Here is a 22,588-nt window from a genome sequence, read left to right on the forward strand (position 1 = left end):
CGACCCGTGCGCTACCTCCCGCCCGGCACCTGGTCCTTGATCTCGTCGTAGCCGACCTTCCCGGGTGCCACGGTCGGGGCGTAGATCACGCGGAGCACGCCCGTCGGATACGCCTCCGTCGCCGTCACCCTCAGGTGGTACGGCGCGTCCCCCTCGTCGAACAGCCGGCGCCCCTTGCGCGCCGCCACCGGATGCACCAGCAGGCGCAGCTCGTCGACCAGCCCCGCGGCGAGCAGTTGCTGCACCACGGAGATCGACCCGGGGATGAGAATGCCCCGGATGCCGGCGTCGGACCTGAGCGAGGCGACAGCCTCCAGGAGATCGCCGTCGACCAGCTCGGAGTTGCGCCACGAGAACTCCAGCGGCTGGCGCGAGACGACCACCTTGCGCATGTCCCCGAGCTGCTTGGCGAACGGCGCGTCGTCCCCACCCGCGGCCTCGCGGTCGGGCCAGGCCCCGGCGAAGCTGTCGTAGGTCTCGCGGCCGATGAGCAGCACGTCGGCGGCGTCGTAGTCCTCGCCGACGGCGCGGCCCATGTTCTCGTCGAAGTACGGCATGTGCCAGTCGGGATCGATCTCGGCCACCCCGTCGGCCGAGATGAAGAGCGTGGAGATGACCTTCGCCATCGGATGCCCCCTTGGGATCAGGTGATTCGGTAGGCAGACCGGCGCATCATCCCAAACTCATCGGCCGGCCACCGGCCGTCTCGCGCAGGTGGGAGCGGTCGACGCCGGCCAGGCCGACCACCTCGGCGTCGTCCAGCGCCCCGCAGTCCAGCCCGCGCAGCAGGAACCCGGCGAGCGCCCGGGCGGTGGCCGGCTCGTCGAGGATGCCGCTGTCGACCCGGTCGAGGTACGCCCGCAGCCGCCCGGCAGCCGCCGGCAGCCCGTCGCGGTAGAAGGCGAACGTCGCCGCGAAGCGGGTGGGCAGCTGCCCGGGGTGCAGGTCCCAGCCCTGGTAGAGGCCGCGTTCCAGGGACCGGCGGACCAGCCGCAGGTGCAGCGCCCAGCCGGCGTGCACCGCCGCGCGGTCGCCGGTCGGCAGCACGTTGGTCGACCCGTCGCTGACCGCGACCCCGGTGCCGGCCGCCGCCACCTGGAGCACCGCCTTGGCGTGGTCGGCCACCGGATGCTCCAGGCTCTGCCAGCCGGCGGCGACGCCCAGTGCCGCCGAGTAGTCGTAGGTGCCGTAGTGCAGCCCGACGCAGCGCCCGGCGGCGGCGTGCACCATCCGGGCGACGGTCGCCGTGCCGTCGGCACCGAGCACGGCCTGTGGGGTCTCCACCTGGATCTCGAAGCGCAGTGGCGGCAGCCGGTGGGCGGCCTCCAACTCGGCGCAGAGCTGCACCATCGCCTCGACCTGGGGCAGCGACGTCACCTTCGGCAGGGTCACCCGGAACCCGTCGGGCAGGCTCCGGTGCCGCAGCAGCGCGTCGAGGAAGAGGTCGAGCGTGCGTACCGCCCGACGGCGGGTCGCCGGCTCCAGCGACTTGATCCGCAGCCCGACGTGGCGGGGCACCGGCCCCCGGGCGAGCGCGGTGGCGGCGGCCCGGACGGCGGCGTCCTCCTCGGCGTCGCCCCGGACGCCGTACCCGTCCTCGAAGTCGATCCGCAGGTCCTCGATGGGCTCGGCGGCGAGCTTGGCGCGGACCCGGGCGGCCAGCGCGTCGGCCACGCCGGGCAGCGGGCCGTACCGGTCGAGCGCCGCGAGCGCGGCGGCCCGCCACTCGTCGACGGTGTGCGGGCCGTACCGGTCGGCCGGCACGTAGACGGTGTGCACGGGCTGGCCCGTCGGCGGGAGGCCCGGGTATCGCGCGGCCCGCTGCCGGTCGTCGTCGGCGAGGAGGGCGTCGAGCCGGTGCAGGACTGCAGGGTCCAACATCCATCGATCATCCCGTATGCGGGCAGGGCGAGGAAGCCCGGCGACGCGGTCGCCGTGGACCACCACGACGATGCGGCGGGCCCGGCCTGCGCCGGACCCGCCGCTCGATCGAACTCACGCCGGCCGCTGACTCACGCCGTCAGCGTCGGCTCGCGCTGTCAGCGCTGCAGGGTCAGCAGACCCGGCCGGTACGGCAGGAGGCCGTAGTCGACGCCGTTGGAGCTGGGGGAACGACCCTGGTAGAGCAGCTGCAGGTTGCACGGGTCGACGGTGAACGTCTGGTCGGCGCTGGTGCGGATCAGCTCACCGTGGCTGATGTCGTTGGTCCAGGTCGCACCGCTGTTGGCCTTGCCGGCGAACGGGTTGCTCTCCGTCGCCGCCTGCGGCGTCCACGAACCACTCAGGCTGGTGGCCGTGAACGAGCGGAAGTAGCGGCCCTGCGAGCCGATCGCCTCGACGATCATCAGGTACCGGTCCTGGCCCTGGAGCTTGTAGACCTGCGGTGCCTCGAACAGGTTGTTCGTCGTGTCGCTCATGATCGTCGTGTACGACGAGCCGAAGCTGCCCGGGAAGTTCCCGATCGGCATGCTGGCCCGGTAGATCTTGCCGTTGTCCCCGGCGAAGAACAGGTACATGTTCGTGCTGTCGGCGATCAGGGTCTGGTCGATCGGCCCGGTGCCGGAGCCGGTGATGCTGCCCGTGAACAGCGTCTGCGCCGCGGACCACCCGTTCGGGTTGGTCGGGTCGGTCGACGTGCGGTAGTTGAACGCCGCGCCGCCCCACTGGTAGGCCAGCACCCAGATGTTCTTCGGCGCGAAGTAGAACAGCGTCGGCGCGACCGTCCCCGAGGACATGGTGTTCTGGCTCGCGGTGGCCATCTCCGACCAGTTCGTGAACAGCCCGAAGTTCATCGAGCCCCACTTGGTGCCGTTGTCGTGGGTCGTCGCGTAGACGAGTTGCTTGCCGTTGTAGGGGGCGACGGTGAAGTCCTTCAGCGAGACCCAGCCGGACTTCGGCTGCGCCAGCGCGCCCGTCGACGACCACCGGTACGTCGACGGCAGGTTGCACGTGCCGCCCGGCGGCGGCGTCGTCGGCGGGGGCGTCGTGGGGGGCGGCGTCGTCGGCGGGTTGGTCGGGGACCCCGTCGGCGGGGTCGTCGGCGTCGTGCCGCCGTTGCACGTCACGCCGTTCAGGGCGAAGCTCGTCGGCGCCGGGTTGCTGCCCGACCACGACCCGTTGAAGCCGAACGACACCGAGGCGTTGGTCGCGATCGCCCCGTTGTAGCTCACGTTCTTCGCGGTGACCGCGGCCCCGCTCTGGGTGACCGTCGCGTTCCACGCCTGCGTGACCGTCTGGCCAGCGCCGTAGGACCACGTCAGCGTCCAACTGCTCAACGGGTCGCCCAGGTTGGTGATCGACACGTTGGCGCCGAATCCGTCCTGCCACTGCGACGACACGGCATAGTTCACCGAGCAGCCGGCGGCTGCGGCGTTGGCCGGCAACGCCACGGCGACCGTCGCCGAAGCCAGCAACGCGACGCCGGCGGACACCACACTGACATTGGTCGCTTTGGATCTTGCCATAAGGCATCCTCCTGATGGGACGGCGGCCTGCAATTGGTGGTGGTCTCAGCATGTGACCGTTAACAGCCGCGTCAGGTATGTTACGGGAGCGCTCCCACCGCCTCAAGACATCGACGCACTTGCCATCTGTTCAGCCCGACCAGACTGAGCCCCGACTCAGCAGGGAGCGGGCCGGTCCCAGGCGGGGCACCCCACACAGCGCCGGCACCGCCCCGGCCCGGGGTGTCGTCGGGCCGGAGCGGTGCCGATGCTGCCGGTCGTGCCGATCAGGAGAAGTTCACGTCGCTGCACCACATGTAGGCCTGGTCGAGGTGCGACGCCTGCCAGATGACGAAGACGATGTGGTGACCGGTGTATCCGGAGGTCGAGACGTTGAACGTGATGTTCTGCGCCGGCGCGTAGCGCCCGGTCTGCGTGATGAAGTCGAGGTTCCCCCAGCCGAGACTCTGGGTGGCGGGGTTGAACCCCTGCTTGCTGACGTAGACCTTGAAGTAGTCAGCGCCGTGGCTGGCCTGGTCGTAGAGCTGGATCGAGAAGTTGCGACCGATGTTGGTCTTCTTCCACGCGCCGGGCCTGTTCAGGCTGTCGTTCCGGCTGAGGGCGTTGCTGCACAGCTGCCCGTCGGGAGTCTTGGCCTGGAACTGGCCACCGAGGCCGTCCCGGAGCGCGCTCATCCAGTTCCACATGGTGTCCGGGTTGGCCTGGAATGCCTGGTAGCACATGGGGTCCTGCTGCTGCATGGCCGGGTCCGTGTGATGACTCCCCCATGCCTGCCAGCACTGGTAGGCGCGGGTTGCCGGGCTGACGATCGTGCCGTGGGCCTGGGCCGCGCCGGCCCAGGTCAGCGTGCCGGCCAGCATGGCGAACACCATGACGAGCGCCTGCACGGACCGGCGGACGGCCGAGGGGGACCGACGACCGGATTGATCGGACTGGGGTGGAAGCACAGCACATCCTCCTTCTCCGGCGCTCAATATAGGGTTAAGAGCGCTTTCCACCAGCATCGCACCAATAGGTCACTATATCAATGATCATCTATAGATACCTGGCCGAGAAGGACATTCGGCGTGCTCCCCGTGGCTTCGATCCCGGCCCTCCCCCGGGTAGGTAGCCGGGGCGGGGGCGGATTGAGTAGTCGTTGCTCAGGATGCGACGGGGCCTCGTCCCGAGACTGGTTCCAGCGAGCCGGGGATCCCGGTTCACCGGTCCAGGAGCGACGAAACCATGCCGTACACCACCTTTGCCCGTGCCGAGAGACACCGCCGACGCCGCCGACGCCTGGCTGCGGCGGCCCTCGCCGCCGTCACGGCCGCGACCGTCTCCACCGTCGCTGCGGTTTCGCCCGCCGCCGGCCGAACCTGCCCGTGAAGGACGCCCTCGTGGCGATGCTCCGCCCGCAGGTCCGCTCCGCCCTGTTGACCTGGTGATCCGTACGGAAGATCGGGCGGCCGGAACCACCGGCCGCCCGAGCCGTGCTGTGCCTTCGGATGATCACCGGCCGCCGCCACGGGTGCGAGGATTGGCCCCGCCGGGCCGGCTGGCGGGCCGTGCTGCCGGCACCGGGGCGACCGGGCGGGACAGGGGGCGACGGTGGCGACTGCGACCGCGATCGGTTGGCCGTTCGTCGGCCGGCACGCCGAGGTGGAACAGGTGACCGACGCGCTCGTCGCCGGGCACCTCGACGCGGTGCTGCTGACCGGCGCCTCCGGGGTCGGCAAGAGCCGGCTGGCGCGGGAGTGCCTGGCCGAAGCGGAGTCCCGGGGCCACCCGGTCGCGCACGTGGCCGCCACCGCCAGCGCCTCCGCCGTACCGCTGTCCGCGCTGGCCCCGCTGCTGCCGGCCCAGGTCCAACTGGCCGATCCGCACCAACTCTTCGAGGCGGTGCGCCACCGGCTGCGCGAGCAGACCGGCGGCCGGCGTTTCGTCCTCGCGGTGGACGACGTCGACCTGCTCGACACGGTCTCCCTGGCGTTGTTGCAGTTCCTGCTGGCCGACGGCAGCCTCTTCGTGATCGCCACCCAACGCACCGAGAGCCAGGTGCCGGACGCGCTGGACAGCCGGTGGCGGGACGGGCGGGCGCTGCGGCTGCGGCTCGACTCGCTGGAACGGCGCAGCGTCGAGACCCTGCTCCACTTCGCCCTCGGCGGCCCGGTCAGCGCCGCGGCCAGCGAGGCGCTCTGGCAGGCGAGCCAGGGCAACGTGCTCTACCTGCGGGAACTCGTGAGCTGCGGGCAGCGGGACGGCACCCTCGTCTGCGCCGACGGGACGTGGCGGCTGACCGGCCCGCTGACCGGCAGCGCCGGCGTGGTGGAGATGGTCAGCCGACGGCTGCACGCCCTGACCCCCGGGCACCGCGCGGTGCTCGAACTGCTGGCCCTGTGCGAGCCGCTGGGCGTGGACGACCTGCTGGCGCACGCCCCGATGGACGTCCTGGCCGATCTGGAGGAGCAGGGCCTGGTCCAGGTCCGGGAGGACGGTCGCCGACAGGACCTCACCCTGGTCCATCCGCTGCACGCCCAGGCGCTGCAACGGGCCATGCCCCGGCTGCGCGCCCGGTCGCTGTTGCTCACCCAGGCCGACCGGATCGAGGCGTACGGGGCCCGGCGCAGTGGGGACCCGCTGCGACTGGCCTCGTGGCGGCTCGACGCGACCGGCACCGCCGACCCGGACCTGCTGGCCCGGGCCGCCCACCTGGCCCGGTTCGCACACGACCTGCCCCGCACCGCGCGCCTGGCGGAGGCCGCGCTGCGGCACGGCCCCGATCCGGCGGTCGGCCTGCTGCTCGGCGCGGCCCTGCACGAGCAGGCCCGCTACGTCGAGGCGGAGCGGGCGTTCGCCGCGGCGGCGGGGGTGGCCGGCGGGCCCCCGTTGCTGCGGCTCGCGGTGACCCGGGCACTCAACCTGCTGCACGGCCTGCGCGACGTGGCCGGGGCGGACGCCTGCCTGGCGGACGTACGCGCCCAGGTGCCGCCCGACCATCCGGCGCTCGCCGCGGTGGAGGCGCTGCTGCTGAACGAGACGGACACGGACTCGGCGCTGCGGCGGCTGGGCGACGAGCCCGCCGACGAGCACCACGACCTCAGCCGGGTGCTGTGGCTGCGGACGCAGGCCACCCTGCTGGTCGACGCCGGGCGGGTGGTCGACGCGGTGGCCGGCGCGGAACGGGGCGTCGACCTGCACCAGCGGCTCGACCACCGGATGGTGGTGTCGCACCCGGCCACCCAGCTCACCGTGCTCGGCGAGGCGCTGCTGCGGCAGGGCCGCCTCGACGAGGCGGCGCAGGCCGTCCGGCGGGGCCTGCGCCTGGCCGTCGGCGACGGCGTCGATTCGCTGATCGGGGTCTTCTCGGCCCAGCTCGGCGCGATCGCGTTGCTGCGCGGCCTGGTCGTCACCGCCGAACGGCACTTCCGGGAGGCGCTCGCCCAGCTGCGCGGGACCGGCCGCCCGGCGGCCCTCGGCGGGGCGCTGTCCGGGCTGGTCGTCTCGCTGGCCTGGCAGGGCGCGCCGGCCCCGGACGAACCGCTCGACGACTCGGAGCGCGACCTCGTCACGCCGGCTTCCCGGGCCTGGGCGCTGGCCGGCGCGGGGCAGCAGCGGGAGGCCCGCCGGGAGCTGCTGGCCGGGGCCACGACCGCGCTGGGCCGGGGCCGGCGGGGGCTGGCCGTGGAGCTGCTGCACGACGCGGTGCGGCTCGGCGACCAGGACGCCGCCCGGCAGCTGCTCACGGTGTCGGGCGTGCAGGGCCAGCTCGCCGCCGCGCGGGTCGGGCACGCCCGGGCGGTGCTCGACCGCGACCCGGAGGCGCTCACGGCGGTGGCCCGCGCGTTCGAGGCGTGCGGTGCGGACCTGCTCGCGGCGGAGGCGCTGGTCACCGCCGCCGACCTGCACCGGTCCGCGGGCCGCCCCCGGCAGGCGGCGCTGTGCGCCAACCAGGCGGCGGCGCTCGCCGCGCGCTGCGAGGGGGCGCGCACGCCGGGCCTGCTCACCTCGTCGGCGCAGCAGCCGCTGACCGCCCGGGAACGCGAGATCGCGCTGCTGGTCGCCGGGGGCCAGAGCAGCCGCAGCATCGCCGAGACACTGGTCATCTCGGTGCGCACCGTGGACAACCATCTGCAGAGCATCTACGCCAAGTGCGGGGTGAACAGCCGCAGCGAGCTGGCCGAGATGATCGGGCCGGTGGGTCGGGCCCGCGCCGGAGAGGACGGTGCGGCGTGAGCCCGGAGCAGGTGGAGCTGGTGCGGGACAGCCTGCGGGCGATGGCCCCCCGGTTGGACGCGGTGGCCGACGACTTCTACGGACGGGTGTTCGCCCACCACCCGGAACTGCGGGCGATGTTCCCCGCGGAGCTGGCCGGCCAGCGGGAGAAGTTCGCCGAGGAGTTGCAGACCATCGTGGCGGCGATCCCGGATCTCGACGGGTTCCTGGCCCGGGCCCGGCTGCTCGGGGCCCGGCACGGCGGGTACGGGGTCCGCGCCGCCCACTACCGGCTCTTCCGCGACCTGCTGCTGGAGTCGTTCGCGGCCGAGTTGGGCGAGGCGTGGACCGAGGCGCGCGCGAGCGCCTGGCGGGGCGCGTACGACATGGTGTCCGAGGCGATGATGATGGGCACCACCCGGGCCCGTCAGCCGTCGTTGTTCCGCCGCTGACGTATCCCCGGACCGGGGCCGCCGGTGGCCGTCCCGCCGCCCAGCACCGACCGGGTCAGTGCGCCCAGTCCGGCGTCCCATTGCTCGGCGGACCAGTCGCGCAGGTGCTCCACGAGGTCGCTACGGACGGCCGCCAGCAGGGCGTGGGCGAGGTAGTCCGCCGCTTGCGGGCCGCGCGCCTCGGACACGAGGGCGGCCAGCAGGGCGTGCCAGTGCTCGTAGGACTCGGTGCGGTAGGGGCTGCCGTCGCCCGCGTTCTCCAGGGCCAGGGTCAGCACCCGGTTGTCCCGCTTGAACCTGACCAACTCGCGGAGCAGGTGCAGGGCCCGTTCGGCAGGTGAACCGCCCGCTCCGTCCGCCGCGAGGGCCGCCCGCAGGTCGTCGCCGCGTCTCTCGTAGAGGGCGCGGACGAGGCCCACCCGGTCGCCGAAGTGGCGGAACAGCGTGCCCTTGCCCACGCCCGCGGCGGCGACGATGTCGTCCATGGAGACCTGCTCGGGGTCGGTCGCGGCACCGAACAGCCGGTCCGCCGCGGCCAGCACCGCCTCACGATTGCGTACCGCGTCGGCGCGCACACCCCACCCCCTCGCAAACGGACCAGCGGTCCGCTAAGCTGGAAACGGACCAGCCGTCCGCTAATGGTAGTCCGCAGCGAACGGCCACCGACGACGAAGGGACGACCGTGTCGCACCCCGCCACCGACCTGTTCCACCAGGCCATGGATCTCCTGCTCGCCAAGGACATGGCGGGATTCATCGCACTGTTCGCCGACGACGCCGTGCTGGAACTCCCCTTCGCGCCGGCCGGGCAGCCGGACCGGGTGGCCGGCCGGGCCGCCCTGCACGACTACCTCATCGACTATCCGCAGCTCCTCGACGTCCGCGAGATCACCGACGTCACCGTGCACGAGACCGCAGACCCGACGGTGGTCGTCGCCGAGTTCACCGCCTCCGGCGTCGTCGTCGCCACCGGGAGGCCGTACCAGCTGCGGTACATCGCCGTGCTGACCATCCGCGACGGACGCATCGTGCGCTACCGCGACTACTGGAATCCGCAGGCCGCGCAGGAGCTGCTCGGCGAAGGGCTGCTGCACTCATGATCCTCGTCATCGGGGGCACCGGAACGACCGGCCGGCTCGTCACCGCCAGACTCGCCGCCACCACCCACCCGACCCGCGTCGCCAGCCGCCGGGCATCCGCCGGAGACGTCCGCTTCGACTGGTACGACCGCAGCACGCACGCGGCCGCGCTGGACGGCGCGACCGGCCTGTACCTGATCGCGCCCGTCGGCGACGCCGACCCGGCACAGGTCATGCTGCCCTTCCTGGGCCTGGCCCGGCAGGCCGGGGTGCGACGGGCCGTCCTGCTCAGCTCCTCGGCGATCGAGGCGGGCGAGCCGGGGCTGGGAGAGGTGCAGTCCCGGCTGGGCGGGATGTTTCCCGAGTGGGCGGTGCTGCGGCCGTCCTGGTTCATGGAGAACTTCGTGGGCGACCACCCGCACGCGACGAGCACCCGGGAACGCGGCGAGATCGTCAGCGCCACCGGCGACGCCCGAGTCGGGTTCGTCGACCCGGCCGACATCGCCGAGGTGGCGGTGCGCGCCCTCACCGACCCGACGCCGCACGACACCGAGCACGTCATCACCGGCCCCGAGGCGCTGAGCTACGCCGACGTCGCCGCGATCCTCACCGACATCGGCGGCCGGCCGGTCCGGCACCGTGCCGTCGACGAGGACGCGCTCGCGGCGTACCACGAGGCGCACGGCCTCCCGCCCGACTTCGCCCGGCTCCTCGCGGGGCTCGACACGGCGATCGCAGCCGGCGCGGAGGACCGGACCACCAGCACCGTCGCGGACGTGACCGGCCGCCCGCCCCGGTCGTTCCGGGACTTCTGCCGGGACCGCCTGCCCGACGGGCTCCCGACCGTGGGCGGCGCGGGGCGACCGGGCGCCTGACGCCCGGAGAGGCACCCGCCCGGTCCCGCTTTCGGGTCGGCTTCCACCGGCCCGGCAGCGGGACGTCCGTCAGTCCCGGCCGAAGACGCCGCTCAGGGCCACCTCCGCCGAGCAGCTCAGCTCGCCCGGCGCGAGCTGGGTGTGCGAAGGCCGCCAGAGCCGGGCACCGCCGGCGGTGACGCGGGCCATGACGCAGTCGTACTGCGCCGCCCGCAGGGCCACGCCGACCTGGCCGCCCTGGCCGAGGACCTCCTGGCGTACGGCGGGATCGATCCCGAGCCCGGCGAGCGCGGCCCGGACGGACGCCTCCGTGGGCTCGGCCTTGTCCAACGCCTTCGCCAGCCGGTCGTCGACGCCCCGCAGCGACGGGTCCCTGCTGACCGGCACGGGCTCGCCGGCCGGGCAGTCGACGTCGTCGGCGCGGCTGTCCTCGTCGGGCCCCAGATCGAGGCGGAAGCAGATCGGCACGTCCCGCTCGTCGATCACCGACCGGTCCGCGCCGAGTTCGACGCCGTGCCCGACGACCCGCAGCACCAGGGTCACGCCGGTCTGCCAGTGGGTCTCGCCCCGCACCGAGAGCACCGTGACGTCGGGGTGCTGGCCGGCGGAGTGCACGAAGTCGTCGGCCTTGTAGATGTGGTCGTAGTCGAAGCGCTGCTCCACGGCGTCCACCTTCTTGGCGGCGTCGGCGACCGCGCTGTCGTGCAGCGGATCCGAGGGGCGGAGGAAGAACCAGTACGTGCCGGCCGCCAGCAGCACCACCACGGCGCACAGCGCCACCGAGCCGTACACCAACCACCGGGAGACCGCCCTCACCGGGCCTATTCTGCCGGCCACGGGTCCCTCCCCGCTGCCCCGGAACCGGACCGTCCTGCACCGACGGGCCCGTCGGTGCAGGACGGGTCACCGGTCCTGGAGCAGCCCGCGTGCGGTCATGAAGGCGCGCAGCGTCTCGGCGTCCTCGGTGGACATCAGGCCACGTGGGATCACGGTCGCCGGCATCCGGCCGACGTACACGATCCAGAACTCCGGGGTGACCCGCACCTGATCGACCCCGTCCCACGCGATGCCGCCGGACTCCGAGCCGCTGCGCATCATGATGTTGGTGTCGGTGATGTCGTAGCCGCCCTCGACGGCATAGCTGCCGGACCGCCGCCGGGCCCGCCACCGCACCCACGGCGCGTACAGCATCGACAGCAGGCCGCCCACGAGCATCGCCAGCCACAGCGACGAGAACTGCTCGCCCCGCGCGGACCCCCGCGAGACGGCGAACCCGATCACCCCGACCACCGTCAGCACCGCGCCGACCAGGCCGTACCTCCGCAGCCGGACGCTGCTGAGCGCCGCGGCCACGCGGCCCGGGTAGTCAGGGTCGGCGGGTACGTCGAAGCGGATGTGCACGCCAGAACGATAGTGCCCCGGCCCGGCCTCAGCAGCCGAGCCGCTGGGTGGAGAGCGCGATGTCGTCGATCCAGAGGTCGAACTCGCCCGGCGTGGTGCCGCCCTGGTAGAGCTGCCAGCCGATCTTGACCGTGTCGACCGCCGGCAGGACGAAGGGGACGTCGTTGCCGCCGTGTTCGGTCGTGGAGGCGGTCAGCTCCGGGTTCGCCACGCCGTCGATCCACACCGCGACGCGGTTGTCCGCCGGGTCGAGTTCCCACTCGAAGCACTGCCAGGTGTCCTCGGTGACCGGGGCGGACTCCCGCCAGTTGGTCCAGTCGCCGGTCGGGCCGCCGTCGGCGCCCACGCCCCAGAAGGTTCCGGGGACCGTCGGCGCGTACTGGCCGCCGACCGGGCGCACGACCTCCGAGCTGCCCGTGCCGGTCGCCTCCACCAGCGTGAAGTGCGCCCAGTCGGGGGCGGTGGGGAAGGCGTCGACGCGCAGGCGCATCCGGCCGAAGAAGCGGTTGCCCGGTGCGGCGAAGTCGTCGACGCGCAGGAAGGCGCGTCCGTTGTCGACGGTGTGGACGTGCAGCACCTGGTTGCCGTGGCGGGCCCGCTCGACGGTGAGCGTGCCGTTGCGCGTGTCGACGCCCCACTTCAACGTGCTGGGACCGCCGGGCGGCAGCCGCTCGAAGTCTTCGCAGAAGAGCAGGCCACGGTCGCAGGACCGCGGGGAGACGCCCGACGCACCGGCCGGGACGCTGCCGGCGGCGCTGCCGATGATCAGGGCGGCGGTGAGCACCGCGAGGAAACTGCGCATGGTCATCCTCCATGACGTCCGGAGCCTCGGCCGTTTGCGGCGGGTCGGAGGTCGCACGTCTCGGTCGTGCGGGACGGGAAACGGACGGCGGGGCACCTGCCCGTCGTCGCGGAACTGCCCGGCGATGCGGCACGCGCCCGCCGAAGCGGCGCGGTGCCGGCGCTGCGATGCTCCCGTGCTCACCGTTCCCAGCGCGGTTGCCCCCGTGCTGCGGCGATGTGATCCATTCCAGCACGCCGCACCCGTTCCGGCAATATCGACGACCATGAGCGCCGTTCCGGTCGGCGCGACGACCGGCGCGGGCACCGCGCGCCCCGGAGGCGGTGGGGCCGGCGAGGCTGTCGGCCGGCCCCACCGGGCTCACCCGGCGGTCAGCCGCACGTCGGCCGGCCGGAAGCCGCCCGCGTCGGCGCGGACCGACAGCACGTCACCTGACGCGGCGGGCACGTCGAACGAGACGGTGCCGTCCGCGCCCGTCGTCGCGGTGACCCCGCCGGCCTCGACGGTGGCGCCGGCCACCGGGCGGTACGTCGCGTCGGCCGGCACGCGGCTGTCGACCGTCACCCGGATCCGGGCGGTGCCGGCGGTCACGGCGGTGGCGGTGGCGGTGGCGGTGAGGCGCAGGCCGGGCTGGTGTACGCCGGGGCACGTCGCCTGCGTCGGTACGCCGCCGAGTCGCCTGCCGTCGACCTCGCTTTCGATGCTGCCCCGATACCGGTCCTGCCCGAGGACGGTGAGGTCGGCCCGGAGGTAGCCGCGCCGGCTGCCGGTGAGGCTCAGGTCGGCCTGGTAGACGCCGAGGAGGACCGGGCTGGGGGTGGCCATGCTCTCCGAGCCGTCGAGGAACGTGACGCCGTCCTCGGAGTAGTGGTCGTAGTCGACGGTCCACGACCCGGCGGCGAACGTGCCGAGATACCGGACTCGGGCGGTGCCGGCGGCCTTGCCCTTGATCGTCCGGTCGGTCACCGCGTGGGCCCCCATCCCGACGTAGCGGTCGTAGGGGATCGCCCAGCTGGCCATGTCGACCGTGTCGAGATCGACGACCGGCTTCGGGGCGGTCGGCTTCCGGTCGGGGAAGGACAGGATCTGCAGCCGGACCCGGTCGGCGGGGTTGCCCGGCGCGACCTCGGACGGGTCCCGGAACTCGGTGACGAGTGCCCTCGTGCCGTCGGCGAACCAGCTCCAACCACGGATGTGCCAGTTGTCCTCGGGGACGACGGGCTGCCCGCCGTAGGTGCCGGACTGGGTTCCCCGGGGCATGAGCCACATCTCGTTCATGCACAGCCGGTTGTTCCACAGCGCGATCCGTCCGAGCTGGGAGAAGCTCATCAGGTCGATCAGCGGCGGCCGGGTCACCTGGGAGAACACGGTCATCCGGTCGAGGCCCCGGCCGGAGCTGTAGGCGAGGCTGGTGCCGTCGGGCGAGGCGGCGTACAGCTCGTTGTAGTCGAGGTCCGTCGTGACGCGGGTGCGCCGCCCGGTGGCCAGGTCCAGCTCGTAGATGTCGTAGTTGAGCGCCGTGCCCTCCGTGCCGTACTTGAGGGTCCGGCCGCCGTCGGCGAAGGCGCCCGTCTCGTAGTAGCGGCTGCCGTCGGACCACGCGGCCACGTCCGAGTCGAGGCGGTACGGCGGGTTCAGCACGAGCGGATCCCGCACGGTGTACTTCGTGCCGTCGGCGTGGAGCCGGCCGATGACCATCACCGAGCCCTGGAGCGTCCGGATCTCCGCCCACTTGACGTACCTGCCGTCCGGCGAGACGGACACCGTCCGGTTCTGCGCCCCCTCAAGGAGGGAGTTGCGGGGGAACTCCAGTGGTTGCCGCCGCAGGGTCCGGCAGTCGTAGACGCTCGGCAGGCACTCGACGACCGCGTAGCTCTGGTCGCCGGTGCCGGCGGAGAGCGGGTTGAGCCCGTCCGGCAGCGCTTCCGTCACCCTGTCGACGGGGCTGGGAACCTGCACCAGCATCCGCCGTTGGTCGGGGAAGATGTCCGGGCTCCAGGCCGACTTCATCCTGCCGCAGGTGATGCAGCGGAAGCCGGTCCCGTCGAGGTCCATCACCCCGACCTGCTTCTCCCCTTCGGTGGGCGCGAAGGTGGTGACGATGTGCCGGCCGTCGGGGGCCAGGTCGGCGCTGAAGTTGGTGCCGCCGGTCTTGGGATCCTGCGGGACCACCCCGCCGGGGAAGGGGATCGTCGCGACGACCTCGATCGGTTCGTAGTGTGGGCCGGGGGAGGTAGCCGGTCGCGTCCGTGCGCTCGCCGGCGGCACGGCCGCGGCCACGGCCAGGACGACGAACGCCGTCAGGAGGCGTCTGCGCATGCTGCTCCTCGGGGTGTGCTGGGCGGCGGGCCGGGTGGCCCGGTTCTCGCCACCACGGTCGCAGCGGCACCTCGGAGCCGGGCCGGACGACGATGAGAGCCCGTCATGAGCCCGGCGAGGCAGCGGGGTGGCACCACCAGCAGCTGCACTGTCGCGGCTGCGCCTGAGCGGCGCGGCTCACGGTCGGCCGGCTGTCACCCGGCCATCGGCGGTCCCGCGATCCGGGCCCGGGAATCGGCCCGGCGGTACAGGTGCATCTGCAGCAGCACCCAGCCCAGCGAGACGAGGCCGACGACCACGTACGCGATCTGGCTGGCGAAGGTGTCCCAGCACGCGTGCAACGCCACCGCGGCGACGAACGTCGCCCCGAACACGATCACCCGGCGCGCGCTGGGCGCGGCGGCGAGCGCGAACAGCGCGCCTGCGGTCAGCCCGGTCCAGGACAGGTGGGCGGCGGGGGCGGTCAGCCCGCGCACGAGCAGCGTCTGCTCGACGTCGCCGAGGTTGCCCTGGGACTGGACGAGGGCGGTGAACGCGTACCCCATGGTCTCCAGGGCGGCGAACCCGGCGCCGCTGGCGACGCCGATGACCAGGCCGTTGCTGGCCGAGCGGTGTCGCCACCAGAACAGCAGGATCAGCACGGGGGCGACCAGCTTGGCGGTCTCCTCGATCAGCCCCACGAACAGCATCGGCAGGACGCCGAGGCTGCGCAGGGTGTCGTACTCCAGCCAGCCGGCGGCGACCACGCCGATGATGCCGCCGAAGAACGCCGCCGCCGCGATCACCGACCCGGGCACCTGCCAGTGGCCCGAGCGACCCTGCGCGAACGTCAGGAACGTCGCGGGGGCGATGGACGAGCCGAGCATGATGAGCGCCGGAATGAAGTTGATGTTCCGGGTGTCGACGAGCGTCGCCAGCACGAGCATGTACAGGGCTACGCCGAGCACGAGGACGGCTACCCACGCCCACCGGCGTCCGAACTTGGCCATGCCGGGAGTATTCCAAGGTCAGGGTCGGGGCCGGAAGGTGCGCTCAGCCATCACTTCCGCGCCGCCGACGGGACACGACCGGCCGGTCGTCAGACTGCCGTACGCGACCACTGCTGGTTGGTGCCGGTGTTGCACGCGTACTGCTTGAGGACCACGCCGTCGGCGGTCGACGCGGCGGGCACGTCCACGCACCTGCCGCTGTGCCGCGCCCGGAGCTGGAAGTAGCTGCCGTTGGCGACCATCTGGAACTGCTGGTTCGTGCCGCTGCCGCAGGTGTACTGGATCAGCTCGGCACCGTCGGCGGTGGAGGCGCCCACCACGTCGAGGCACTTCCCGCTGTGCCGGCTGACGATGCGCCAGTAGCCGCTACCTGCGTCCTGGAACTGCCACTGCTGCCACGCGTTGCCGCCGTACGTGTACTGGCCGACGCGCGCGCCGTTGTCGGTGTTCGGCTGCTGGACGTCCATGGCCTTGCCGCTGTGGCGCACGGTGACCCGGTAGTACGTCCCCGTGGCCGGCGGAGGCGTCGTGGGTTCGCTGCCGATGGTGTCGCCCCACCCGTAGCGGACCCGGTCGGCGCCGGAGGGGTTGCGGACGGTGAGGTTGAGGTCGGTGCCGCTGCCGCCGAGCGAGTACATCGAGTACCAGTCGTAACCGATGCTGCCGGGCTTGCCGCCGAGGGCGGGCCAGTAGGTGCCGCCCATCTGGTTGTCGCGCATGACCTGCGCCATGGCGCGGATGTAGCGGACGAAGTTGTCGGTGCTGTTGGCGTCGGCGTAGTTGCGGCCGTCGTTCATGGGCGCGCCGAACTCGGTGGCGACCGCCCGGGAGGCGCAGTTGCCGAGCCGGGCCTGGATGTGGCTCCGAAAGGCGTCGTAGGTCATCTCGCCGTAGAAGAAGGCGTAGTAGTGGAACGACAGCAGCGTCGCGTTGAAGCGGCTGTCGTTGCAGATGTCCCGCAGGTCCTGGCTGAAGCCGGTACCGCCGATGAGCACCCGGCCGGGCACCGCCGAGTAGTGGTAGCTGAGCCAGTTGGCGGCGACGTTGCGCCACTCCGTCGAGCTGTAGCCGTGCGGCTCGTTCATCGGCTCGAAGTAGACGTTGGGGTTCGAGCCGTACGCGTTGGTCACGGTGGACCACATCGCGTTCCACGCGGTGAGGTTCGTGATCCTGCCGCCGGAGGCGGCGCCGTCCTCCCAGTAGGCAAGGATGACCTTGAAACCGCGGGCGGTGGCGGCGTCGATGGCGCCTCGATAGGCCTCCCACCACGCCGTCCCCACCGTGTGGGTGTTGATGGGCAGCCGGATGGTGTTGACCCCCATGGTGGCGGCCATGTCGTCATAGAGGGCGTTCGCCTTGGCCCGTACCGTCGCATTGCTGTCGGACGAACTCAGGCCCTGCACGACGAGGGGGCCGGTGCTGAAGTTGTCACCCAGCACGGCCCAGTTCATGCCACGGAACTGACTGGTGGCGGCAACGGCCGGTGTCGACACGACGGCGACGCCGCCGACCATCGCTGCCAGCGCGGTCACCAGCGCGATCAGCAACCGACGTGACGACCGGGCCACTCGACGGGAAACCACGGTCACGACGTCCTCCAGGAACGGTGCGGGCAGCATGTTCTGGCTGTTAACTCCACGTTTCGGCCCAGTGTTAGCGATCTCATCCGGGCTGTCAAGACATCGAGACTGCTCGCTTGAATCGACCCTCCCCCACCGCGAACAAGGACGCTTACAGCGCGACCACCCTCAATGGCAACACCCCGCCGAACGAGTCACCGGTTGACCACAGACATTGATCTTCGATGATGCTGATCTGATTTCCGGAAATCGCTCCACCCCTAGGCGCGACTTTCCGAAATGTGTAAAGTGAGCGCACCGCCGGCCAGCCGATGTCGGGCCAGCGGCGCGTGTCCCGGAACAGGTCGGGGGAGGGCCACCGCGCACCGGGGCAACTTTTCCGATGACTGCGCGCCAGAGGCCGGCTGCGACCACCCGACCGGGCAAGCGCCCTCGTGTGCGGGTCGCCTGCGCCCAGAGAGGGCAGCACGCCTCTCGGCCGCCTCCGGCGTGCAGCGGCGAGGCGAAGGAGGCGACAGGCCATGGAGGACAACCCGTTACGCACCCGACGCGGCTTTCTGGGCATGGGGGTGGGACTGCTCGGCGCGGCCGGCCTGGCCGCGTGCGGGGACACCTCGTCGGCGCCCCGCGTGCAGGCCGAGGTCCCGAAGGAACTGATCGACGCTGCGGCAGCGCTGCGGGGCTCCTCGATGGGGATGCTGTCGCAGAAGCTGTACTCGGAGGCGGCGAACGCGGCGCTCGACAGCTCGATCAAGAACTTCGCCGACGCCACCGGCACGAAGATCGGCAACAGCCTGGTGCAGGCCGACGCCGGTGACGCGGTCGCCAAGATCCACGCCGAGGTCGAGGGTGGCGTGGCACGTGACCTCGCGTTCATGACCGACTCGCGGTTCGTCGCGCAGTTCCAGGCGCTGGGCGACCTGGAGGACGTGACGGACGTCGTCCAGGCGCTGACGGCGAAGTACGGCGAGCCCACCGCCGAGTCCAAGAACTACTGCGTCTTCGACGGCAGATGGTTCGCCATCCCCTACCACTTCATCGGGATCGGGTCGTTCCTGCGCAAGGACTGGATGCAGGACAAGGGCATCTCCCCCAAGGACGTCTACACCTGGGAGGAGTTGCGGGACGTGTGCCTGGCGATCTCCGATCCGGGCAAGCGCAGGTTCGGCTGGGGCATGACCGTGAACCGGTCCGGCGACGCCAACGGCATGATCGAGGCGTTGATCAACTCGTACGGCGGGGCGATCGCCTCCAACGACGGCAGGAAGGTCACGTTCGACTCGCCCGAGACGGTGCAGGCGGTGACCTTCCTCGCCGACATCTACACCAACCCCCGGTTCAAGCCGATGCTGCCGCCGGGCGTGGCCGCCTGGACCGACTCCAGCAACAACGAGAACTGGCTCGCCGGGATCCTCGGCTACACCCGCAACCAGTTCAGCGTCTACGCGGACTCCAAGACGAAGAAGAACCCCGTCTACGCCAACACCCACGTCTTCGCCGACTGCACCGGGCCGGCCACCGACACGTCCCTGCTGCTCGGCCAGTCCCAGAGCTTCGTCGTCTTCAAGGGCGCCAAGAACGCCGCACTCGCCAAGCTCCTGGCGCAATACCTGATCACCGCGCCCGCGCTGCTCGGGGTGGCGAAGGAGGCACCCGGCCTGGCGCTGCCCGCCTGGGACAAGGTCTGGGACGCCGACCCGTTCTTCACCAGCGGCGACCCGGCGTTCCCCGTGATGCGCAAGATCACCCAGCAGACGCTGCCGCTGTCCACGAAGAACGGCCTGGACTTCCCGCAGAAGGCCAGCGCGGGCCAGCAGGCCGCCGTCGGGGCCTACGTCCTCACCGACATGATGCAGCAGGTCATCCAGGGCACGCCGCCGGCGCAGGCCGTGCAGGCCGCCCACGCCAAGATGGTGCAGATCTTCACCCAGCAGGGGCTGCCGCAGTGACGTCCACCCGGTCGGCATCGGCCCCGGCGGCGGCAGCGCCCCCGCCGCCGGGGTCCGGCTCCCTCACCGCCACCCAGCGACGGCTGGGCCGCGACTGGCGGCTCGCGGCGCTGTTCCTGGCGCCCACGGCCGTGCTGGTCGGCAGCCTCGTGCTCGTGCCGATCGCCTGGTCCATCGTCACCAGCACCACGGAACGGCACGGGCAGCACAGCGTGTTCGTCGGCCTGGCCAACTACGCCGCCCTGGCCGACGACGAGCAGTTCCGCACGGGCGTGGTGAACTCGTTCGTCTTCACCGCCTACGCCGAGGTGTTCAAGGTGGTGCTGGGGCTGTCGGCCGCCCTGCTGCTGCACCAGCTGCGCCGTGGCCGGGCCGTGCTGGCCGGGCTGCTCCTGTTGCCGTGGGTGGTGCCGACGGTGGTCACGGCGTTCAGTTGGCGCGCGCTGCTCGACCCGATCTTCGGCAGCGTCAACGTCCTGCTCACCGACTCGGGGATCGGGCCGCTGCTGGCCAGGGCGCACCTGGTCGAAGCCTGGCCGGCGGGCTGGCTGTCCGAGGCGTCGCTGGCCATGCCGTCGGTGATCGGAGTCAACGTGTGGAAGGGCGTGCCGTTCTTCACCGTCGCGTTCCTCGCGGGGTTGAAGGCCATCCCGGCGGACCTCTACGAGGCGGCGACCGTCGACGGCGCCTCGCCGTGGCAGCGGTTCGCCCACGTGACGCTGCCGGGGCTGCGCCACGTGATCACCGTGACGGTGACCCTGTCGTCGATCTGGACGTTCAACAACTTCGACCTCATCTGGTTGCTGACGCAGGGCGGCCCCGGCAACGCGACGGCACCGTACGTGCTGGTCGCGTACTCGAAGGCGATCCTGCAACTGCAGTACGGCGCGGGGGCGGCGGTCACGCTCGTGATGCTGCCGGTCATCGGCGGCCTGGTGTACGTGCTGGTCCGGCTGTTGCGCCGGGACGCCGGCACCGAGCCGCCCCGCCGGGCCCGCGCGACGCGGAAGGCCCGTACCGCGTCGACGGCCCGTACCGCGCGGAAGGCCCTGCCGTGGGCGGTCGCCGCGGTGGTCGCCGGCCTGCTGGTCTGGGCGTCGCCACACATCGCCTGGAAGGCGGCGCTGCTCCTCGGGGTGCTCCTGCTGGTCGCGGCGGCGGTCGGCCGGGTGGTCTCGGCGCTCGGCGCACGGGGAAGCCGCCGGTCGTCGGCGCTGGTGTCCGGGCTGGCGTCCGGTGCCGCCCTGGCCCTGTTGCTGGCCTTCGTCCTGGCCCCGCTGTACTGGATCGCCGTCACGGCCTTCAAGTCCGAGGGTCAGATCGTCATGCGCGTCCACGACCTGTGGCCGACCCCGTGGACCCTGCAGCAGTTCACCGACCTCTTCGCCACCAAGCCCTTCGGCCGCTGGTACGTCAACACGGTGCTGGTGTCCGTGGCGTCCACCGTGGTGGCGCTGGTCTGCGCCGCCCTCGCCGGCTACGCGCTGGCCCGGCTGCGGTTCCGCGGGGCGCAGGGCTTCACCGTCACGGTGCTGATCACCTACGTCATGCCGGGCGCGCTGCTGTTCATCCCGCTCTACCAGCTGCTCATCGGGGCGCGGCTCACCGACTCGTTGTGGTCCCTGGTGGTGACGTACCCGACGTTCACGCTTCCGTTCGCCACCTGGCTGCTGACCGGATACTTCGCGTCGATCCCCGTCGAGTTGGAGGAGGCCGCGCTGGTCGACGGCTGCACCCGCCTCCAGGCGTTCGGCCGGGTGGTGCTGCCCCTGGCCAAGCCGGGACTGCTGGCGGTCGCGCTGTTCACCCTGACCAACGCGTGGAACGAGTTCCTCTTCGCCTTCGTGTTCATCACGAAGGACGAGTACAAGACCCTTTCCGTCGGGATGCAGTCGATGATCACCGGGGACGTGGTGCCGCAGGGGCAGCTCGCGGCGGCGTCGCTGCTCGTCAGCATCCCCGTGGTGATCATGTACGCCTTCGGGCAGCGCTTCCTGACCGAGGGGCTCACGGCGGGCGCGGTGAAGGGCTGACCCGGCATGTCAGCGCACCGTCACCGGCTACGGCGCGGGCTCCAGCACGACGACCGGGATCTGGCGGTCGGTCTTCCGCTCGTAGTCGGCGAAGCCCGGATACGCGGCCTTCTGCGCGCTCCAGATCCGCTCCCGCTCGTCCCCGGCGGCGACCCTGGCGACCAGCTCGACCGTCTCCGTGCCGATCTCGGCCCGCACCCGGGGATGGGCGAGCACGTTGTGGTACCAGTCGGGATTCGTGGGCGCGCCGGCCTTGGACGCGAACACGGCGTAGCCGCCGTCCACCTCCTGGTACATCATCGGATTCACGCGGGCCTGGCCGCTCCTGGCGCCGACGGTGTGCAACAGCAGCAGCGGGGCACCGGCGAACTGGCCGCCCACCCGTCCACCGTTGGCGCGGAACTCGGCGATGACCTTCTCGTTCCAGTCGCTCATGACCACTCCTCGCCCCGCCCGCCCCGGTTTCCTGCGCACCATCCTGCCAGCTCCGGCCGGACACGACAGCGCAACCGGTGCGGGGCGGGGCGGGACTCAGATCCTGCTCAGCCGACCACGGCCACCCCGGACTGGGACTCGCCGAACTCCCAGCCCGCCACCAGCTTGCGCCGACCGTCGAGGGCCGAGGTGCCGGTCGGCCACTCGCTCGCGCCCAGGTAGCAGGCACCCGCGGCCCGCGACCAGAACGGCTCCAGGCAGTGCAGGCGCAGGTGGTCACGCAGCTCCGGCGGCTCGACCCCGGCCAGCGCCTCCGCCCAGCGCTGCTCGACCCGCCGCTGACTGTTCGAACCGAGCACGGCCAGCGCCGGCAGGCGGTGCGTGAACGTCGCCATGCGCATGGCGTCGTGGAGCGTGCCGTCCGTGGCCAGGCGCAGCAGCGCCGTGATGCGGTACCTCAGGCGCCGCGCCGACTTGGCCGCCAGTTCGATGCCGTGGCGGGCGAGCAGCACGCCCAGGTCGGCGCCGCGTACGAGCATGTCGGGATCGGCCGCCCGCACGTCGGCGAGGAACGCCGCCGGCAGCACGTCGTCGGCCCACTCGACCGCGAACAGCGAGTTGGCCAGGTCGAACTCCCAGGCGAGGGCCGCATGGTCGTCGTCGAGGTAGCAGGCGACGTCTGGCAACGCGACCGGGGCGGACGACGCGAGGGCGGCCGGGGTGAGCCAGGGGGCCGGAAACAGGAACTCGTCGAGGGTGTCGCCGCCGTAGTAGGCGTCGTAGGAGCCGGCGGGAAGATCGGACCGCCCGAGCAGGGCGGCGAACGCATGCGTCAGGTCCACGCCACGCAGTCTGGACCAGGGGTACGACTCCGGCGGGCCGGGCGGGCCGTGGGTGGAGTTGGCGACCGGCGCGTCACCGTCCGGCCTGAACCGGCAATGCGCCGTCCCGCAATCACGGATTCACATTAATCCGGTAACTGCCGTCGGTCCCCCCGGTTCGACGAGCACCGCCGCG

General features: G+C 72.0%; 19 protein-coding genes. 6 read left to right on the forward strand and 13 right to left on the reverse strand.

All coding sequences use genetic code 11. From position 1 onward, the window contains the following. Window positions 1–11: 11 nt before the first annotated feature. From TK50_RS00295 to TK50_RS00310, 4 genes are all read right to left on the reverse strand, one after another. The gene (locus tag TK50_RS00295; protein WP_043960776.1) at window positions 12–626 is read right to left on the reverse strand and encodes a dihydrofolate reductase family protein; all 615 of its coding nucleotides are present in this window, start codon (window positions 624–626) and stop codon (window positions 12–14) included. Window positions 627–672: 46 nt separating this feature from the next. Further along, on the reverse strand, window positions 673–1,881 hold the full coding sequence (locus TK50_RS00300) for a DUF6986 family protein (protein ID WP_043960777.1): 1,209 nt from the start codon (window positions 1,879–1,881) through the stop codon (window positions 673–675). Between the two features lie 158 nt (window positions 1,882–2,039). Further along, entirely contained in the window at window positions 2,040–3,464 is a 1,425-nt protein-coding gene (locus tag TK50_RS00305; protein WP_043960778.1) for a non-reducing end alpha-L-arabinofuranosidase family hydrolase, read from the reverse strand. A 266-nt stretch (window positions 3,465–3,730) separates the two neighbouring features. Beyond that, window positions 3,731–4,336 (reverse strand): lytic polysaccharide monooxygenase auxiliary activity family 9 protein, encoded by a 606-nt coding sequence (locus TK50_RS00310; protein ID WP_043963549.1) that lies wholly within the window; start codon window positions 4,334–4,336, stop codon window positions 3,731–3,733. Window positions 4,337–5,054: 718 nt separating this feature from the next. Here TK50_RS00310 and TK50_RS00315 point away from each other — a divergent pair. After that, the gene (locus TK50_RS00315) at window positions 5,055–7,679 is read left to right on the forward strand and encodes an AAA family ATPase (protein ID WP_052503549.1); all 2,625 of its coding nucleotides are present in this window, start codon (window positions 5,055–5,057) and stop codon (window positions 7,677–7,679) included. After that, window positions 7,676–8,110: a globin domain-containing protein gene (locus TK50_RS00320; protein WP_043960779.1), complete on the forward strand. Its 435-nt coding sequence runs from the start codon at window positions 7,676–7,678 to the stop codon at window positions 8,108–8,110. The genes TK50_RS00315 and TK50_RS00320 overlap by 4 nt, the downstream gene beginning before the upstream one ends. Here the strand turns inward: TK50_RS00320 and TK50_RS00325 are convergent. Beyond that, a complete protein-coding gene (locus TK50_RS00325) occupies window positions 8,086–8,685 on the reverse strand; it encodes a TetR/AcrR family transcriptional regulator (RefSeq protein WP_043960780.1) in 600 nt (199 codons plus the stop codon). The genes TK50_RS00320 and TK50_RS00325 overlap by 25 nt on opposite strands. Before the next feature lie 107 nt (window positions 8,686–8,792). Here TK50_RS00325 and TK50_RS00330 point away from each other — a divergent pair, with 107 nt between their 5' ends. Together TK50_RS00330 and TK50_RS00335 are read left to right on the forward strand one after the other, a co-directional pair. Beyond that, window positions 8,793–9,209: a nuclear transport factor 2 family protein gene (locus TK50_RS00330; RefSeq protein WP_144420108.1), complete on the forward strand. Its 417-nt coding sequence runs from the start codon at window positions 8,793–8,795 to the stop codon at window positions 9,207–9,209. Then, window positions 9,206–10,063: a Rossmann-fold NAD(P)-binding domain-containing protein gene (locus TK50_RS00335; RefSeq protein WP_043960781.1), complete on the forward strand. Its 858-nt coding sequence runs from the start codon at window positions 9,206–9,208 to the stop codon at window positions 10,061–10,063. Before TK50_RS00330 ends, TK50_RS00335 begins: the two co-directional genes overlap by 4 nt. A gap of 69 nt (window positions 10,064–10,132) precedes the next feature. On the opposite strand, the gene TK50_RS00340 is transcribed toward TK50_RS00335, so the two are convergent. From TK50_RS00340 to TK50_RS00365, 6 genes are all read right to left on the reverse strand, one after another. Further along, window positions 10,133–10,879: a hypothetical protein gene (locus TK50_RS00340; protein ID WP_144420109.1), complete on the reverse strand. Its 747-nt coding sequence runs from the start codon at window positions 10,877–10,879 to the stop codon at window positions 10,133–10,135. 87 nt (window positions 10,880–10,966) lie between these two features. Next, window positions 10,967–11,464, reverse strand: coding sequence for a YcxB family protein (locus tag TK50_RS00345; protein WP_043960783.1), 498 nt, complete (start codon window positions 11,462–11,464; stop codon window positions 10,967–10,969). Between the two features lie 28 nt (window positions 11,465–11,492). After that, the gene (locus tag TK50_RS00350) at window positions 11,493–12,266 is read right to left on the reverse strand and encodes a hypothetical protein (RefSeq protein WP_199485947.1); all 774 of its coding nucleotides are present in this window, start codon (window positions 12,264–12,266) and stop codon (window positions 11,493–11,495) included. Between the two features lie 360 nt (window positions 12,267–12,626). Next, window positions 12,627–14,585, reverse strand: coding sequence for a carboxypeptidase-like regulatory domain-containing protein (locus tag TK50_RS00355; RefSeq protein ID WP_043960785.1), 1,959 nt, complete (start codon window positions 14,583–14,585; stop codon window positions 12,627–12,629). A 194-nt stretch (window positions 14,586–14,779) separates the two neighbouring features. Continuing rightward, a complete protein-coding gene (locus TK50_RS00360; protein ID WP_043960786.1) occupies window positions 14,780–15,574 on the reverse strand; it encodes a PrsW family intramembrane metalloprotease in 795 nt (264 codons plus the stop codon). 89 nt (window positions 15,575–15,663) lie between these two features. After that, entirely contained in the window at window positions 15,664–17,193 is a 1,530-nt protein-coding gene (locus tag TK50_RS00365; protein WP_052503550.1) for an RICIN domain-containing protein, read from the reverse strand. A gap of 482 nt (window positions 17,194–17,675) precedes the next feature. On the opposite strand from TK50_RS00365, the gene TK50_RS00370 reads away from it, so the two are divergent. Both TK50_RS00370 and TK50_RS00375 read left to right on the forward strand, forming a co-directional pair. Next, window positions 17,676–19,103 carry an extracellular solute-binding protein gene (locus TK50_RS00370; RefSeq protein WP_043960787.1) on the forward strand — a complete coding sequence of 476 codons (1,428 nt, stop codon included), beginning with the start codon at window positions 17,676–17,678 and terminating at the stop codon, window positions 19,101–19,103. Continuing rightward, a complete protein-coding gene (locus tag TK50_RS00375; protein WP_043960788.1) occupies window positions 19,100–21,136 on the forward strand; it encodes an ABC transporter permease in 2,037 nt (678 codons plus the stop codon). Before TK50_RS00370 ends, TK50_RS00375 begins: the two co-directional genes overlap by 4 nt. 27 nt (window positions 21,137–21,163) lie before the next feature. Here the strand turns inward: TK50_RS00375 and TK50_RS00380 are convergent, their stop codons facing one another. Further along, window positions 21,164–21,571 carry a nitroreductase family deazaflavin-dependent oxidoreductase gene (locus tag TK50_RS00380; RefSeq protein ID WP_043960789.1) on the reverse strand — a complete coding sequence of 136 codons (408 nt, stop codon included), beginning with the start codon at window positions 21,569–21,571 and terminating at the stop codon, window positions 21,164–21,166. A 107-nt stretch (window positions 21,572–21,678) separates the two neighbouring features. Further along, a complete protein-coding gene (locus TK50_RS00385) occupies window positions 21,679–22,413 on the reverse strand; it encodes a hypothetical protein (RefSeq protein ID WP_052503551.1) in 735 nt (244 codons plus the stop codon). Between the last annotated feature and the right edge of the window lie 175 nt (window positions 22,414–22,588).

This window comes from Micromonospora haikouensis, from assembly GCF_000876225.1.
GTDB lineage: Bacteria > Actinomycetota > Actinomycetes > Mycobacteriales > Micromonosporaceae > Micromonospora > Micromonospora haikouensis.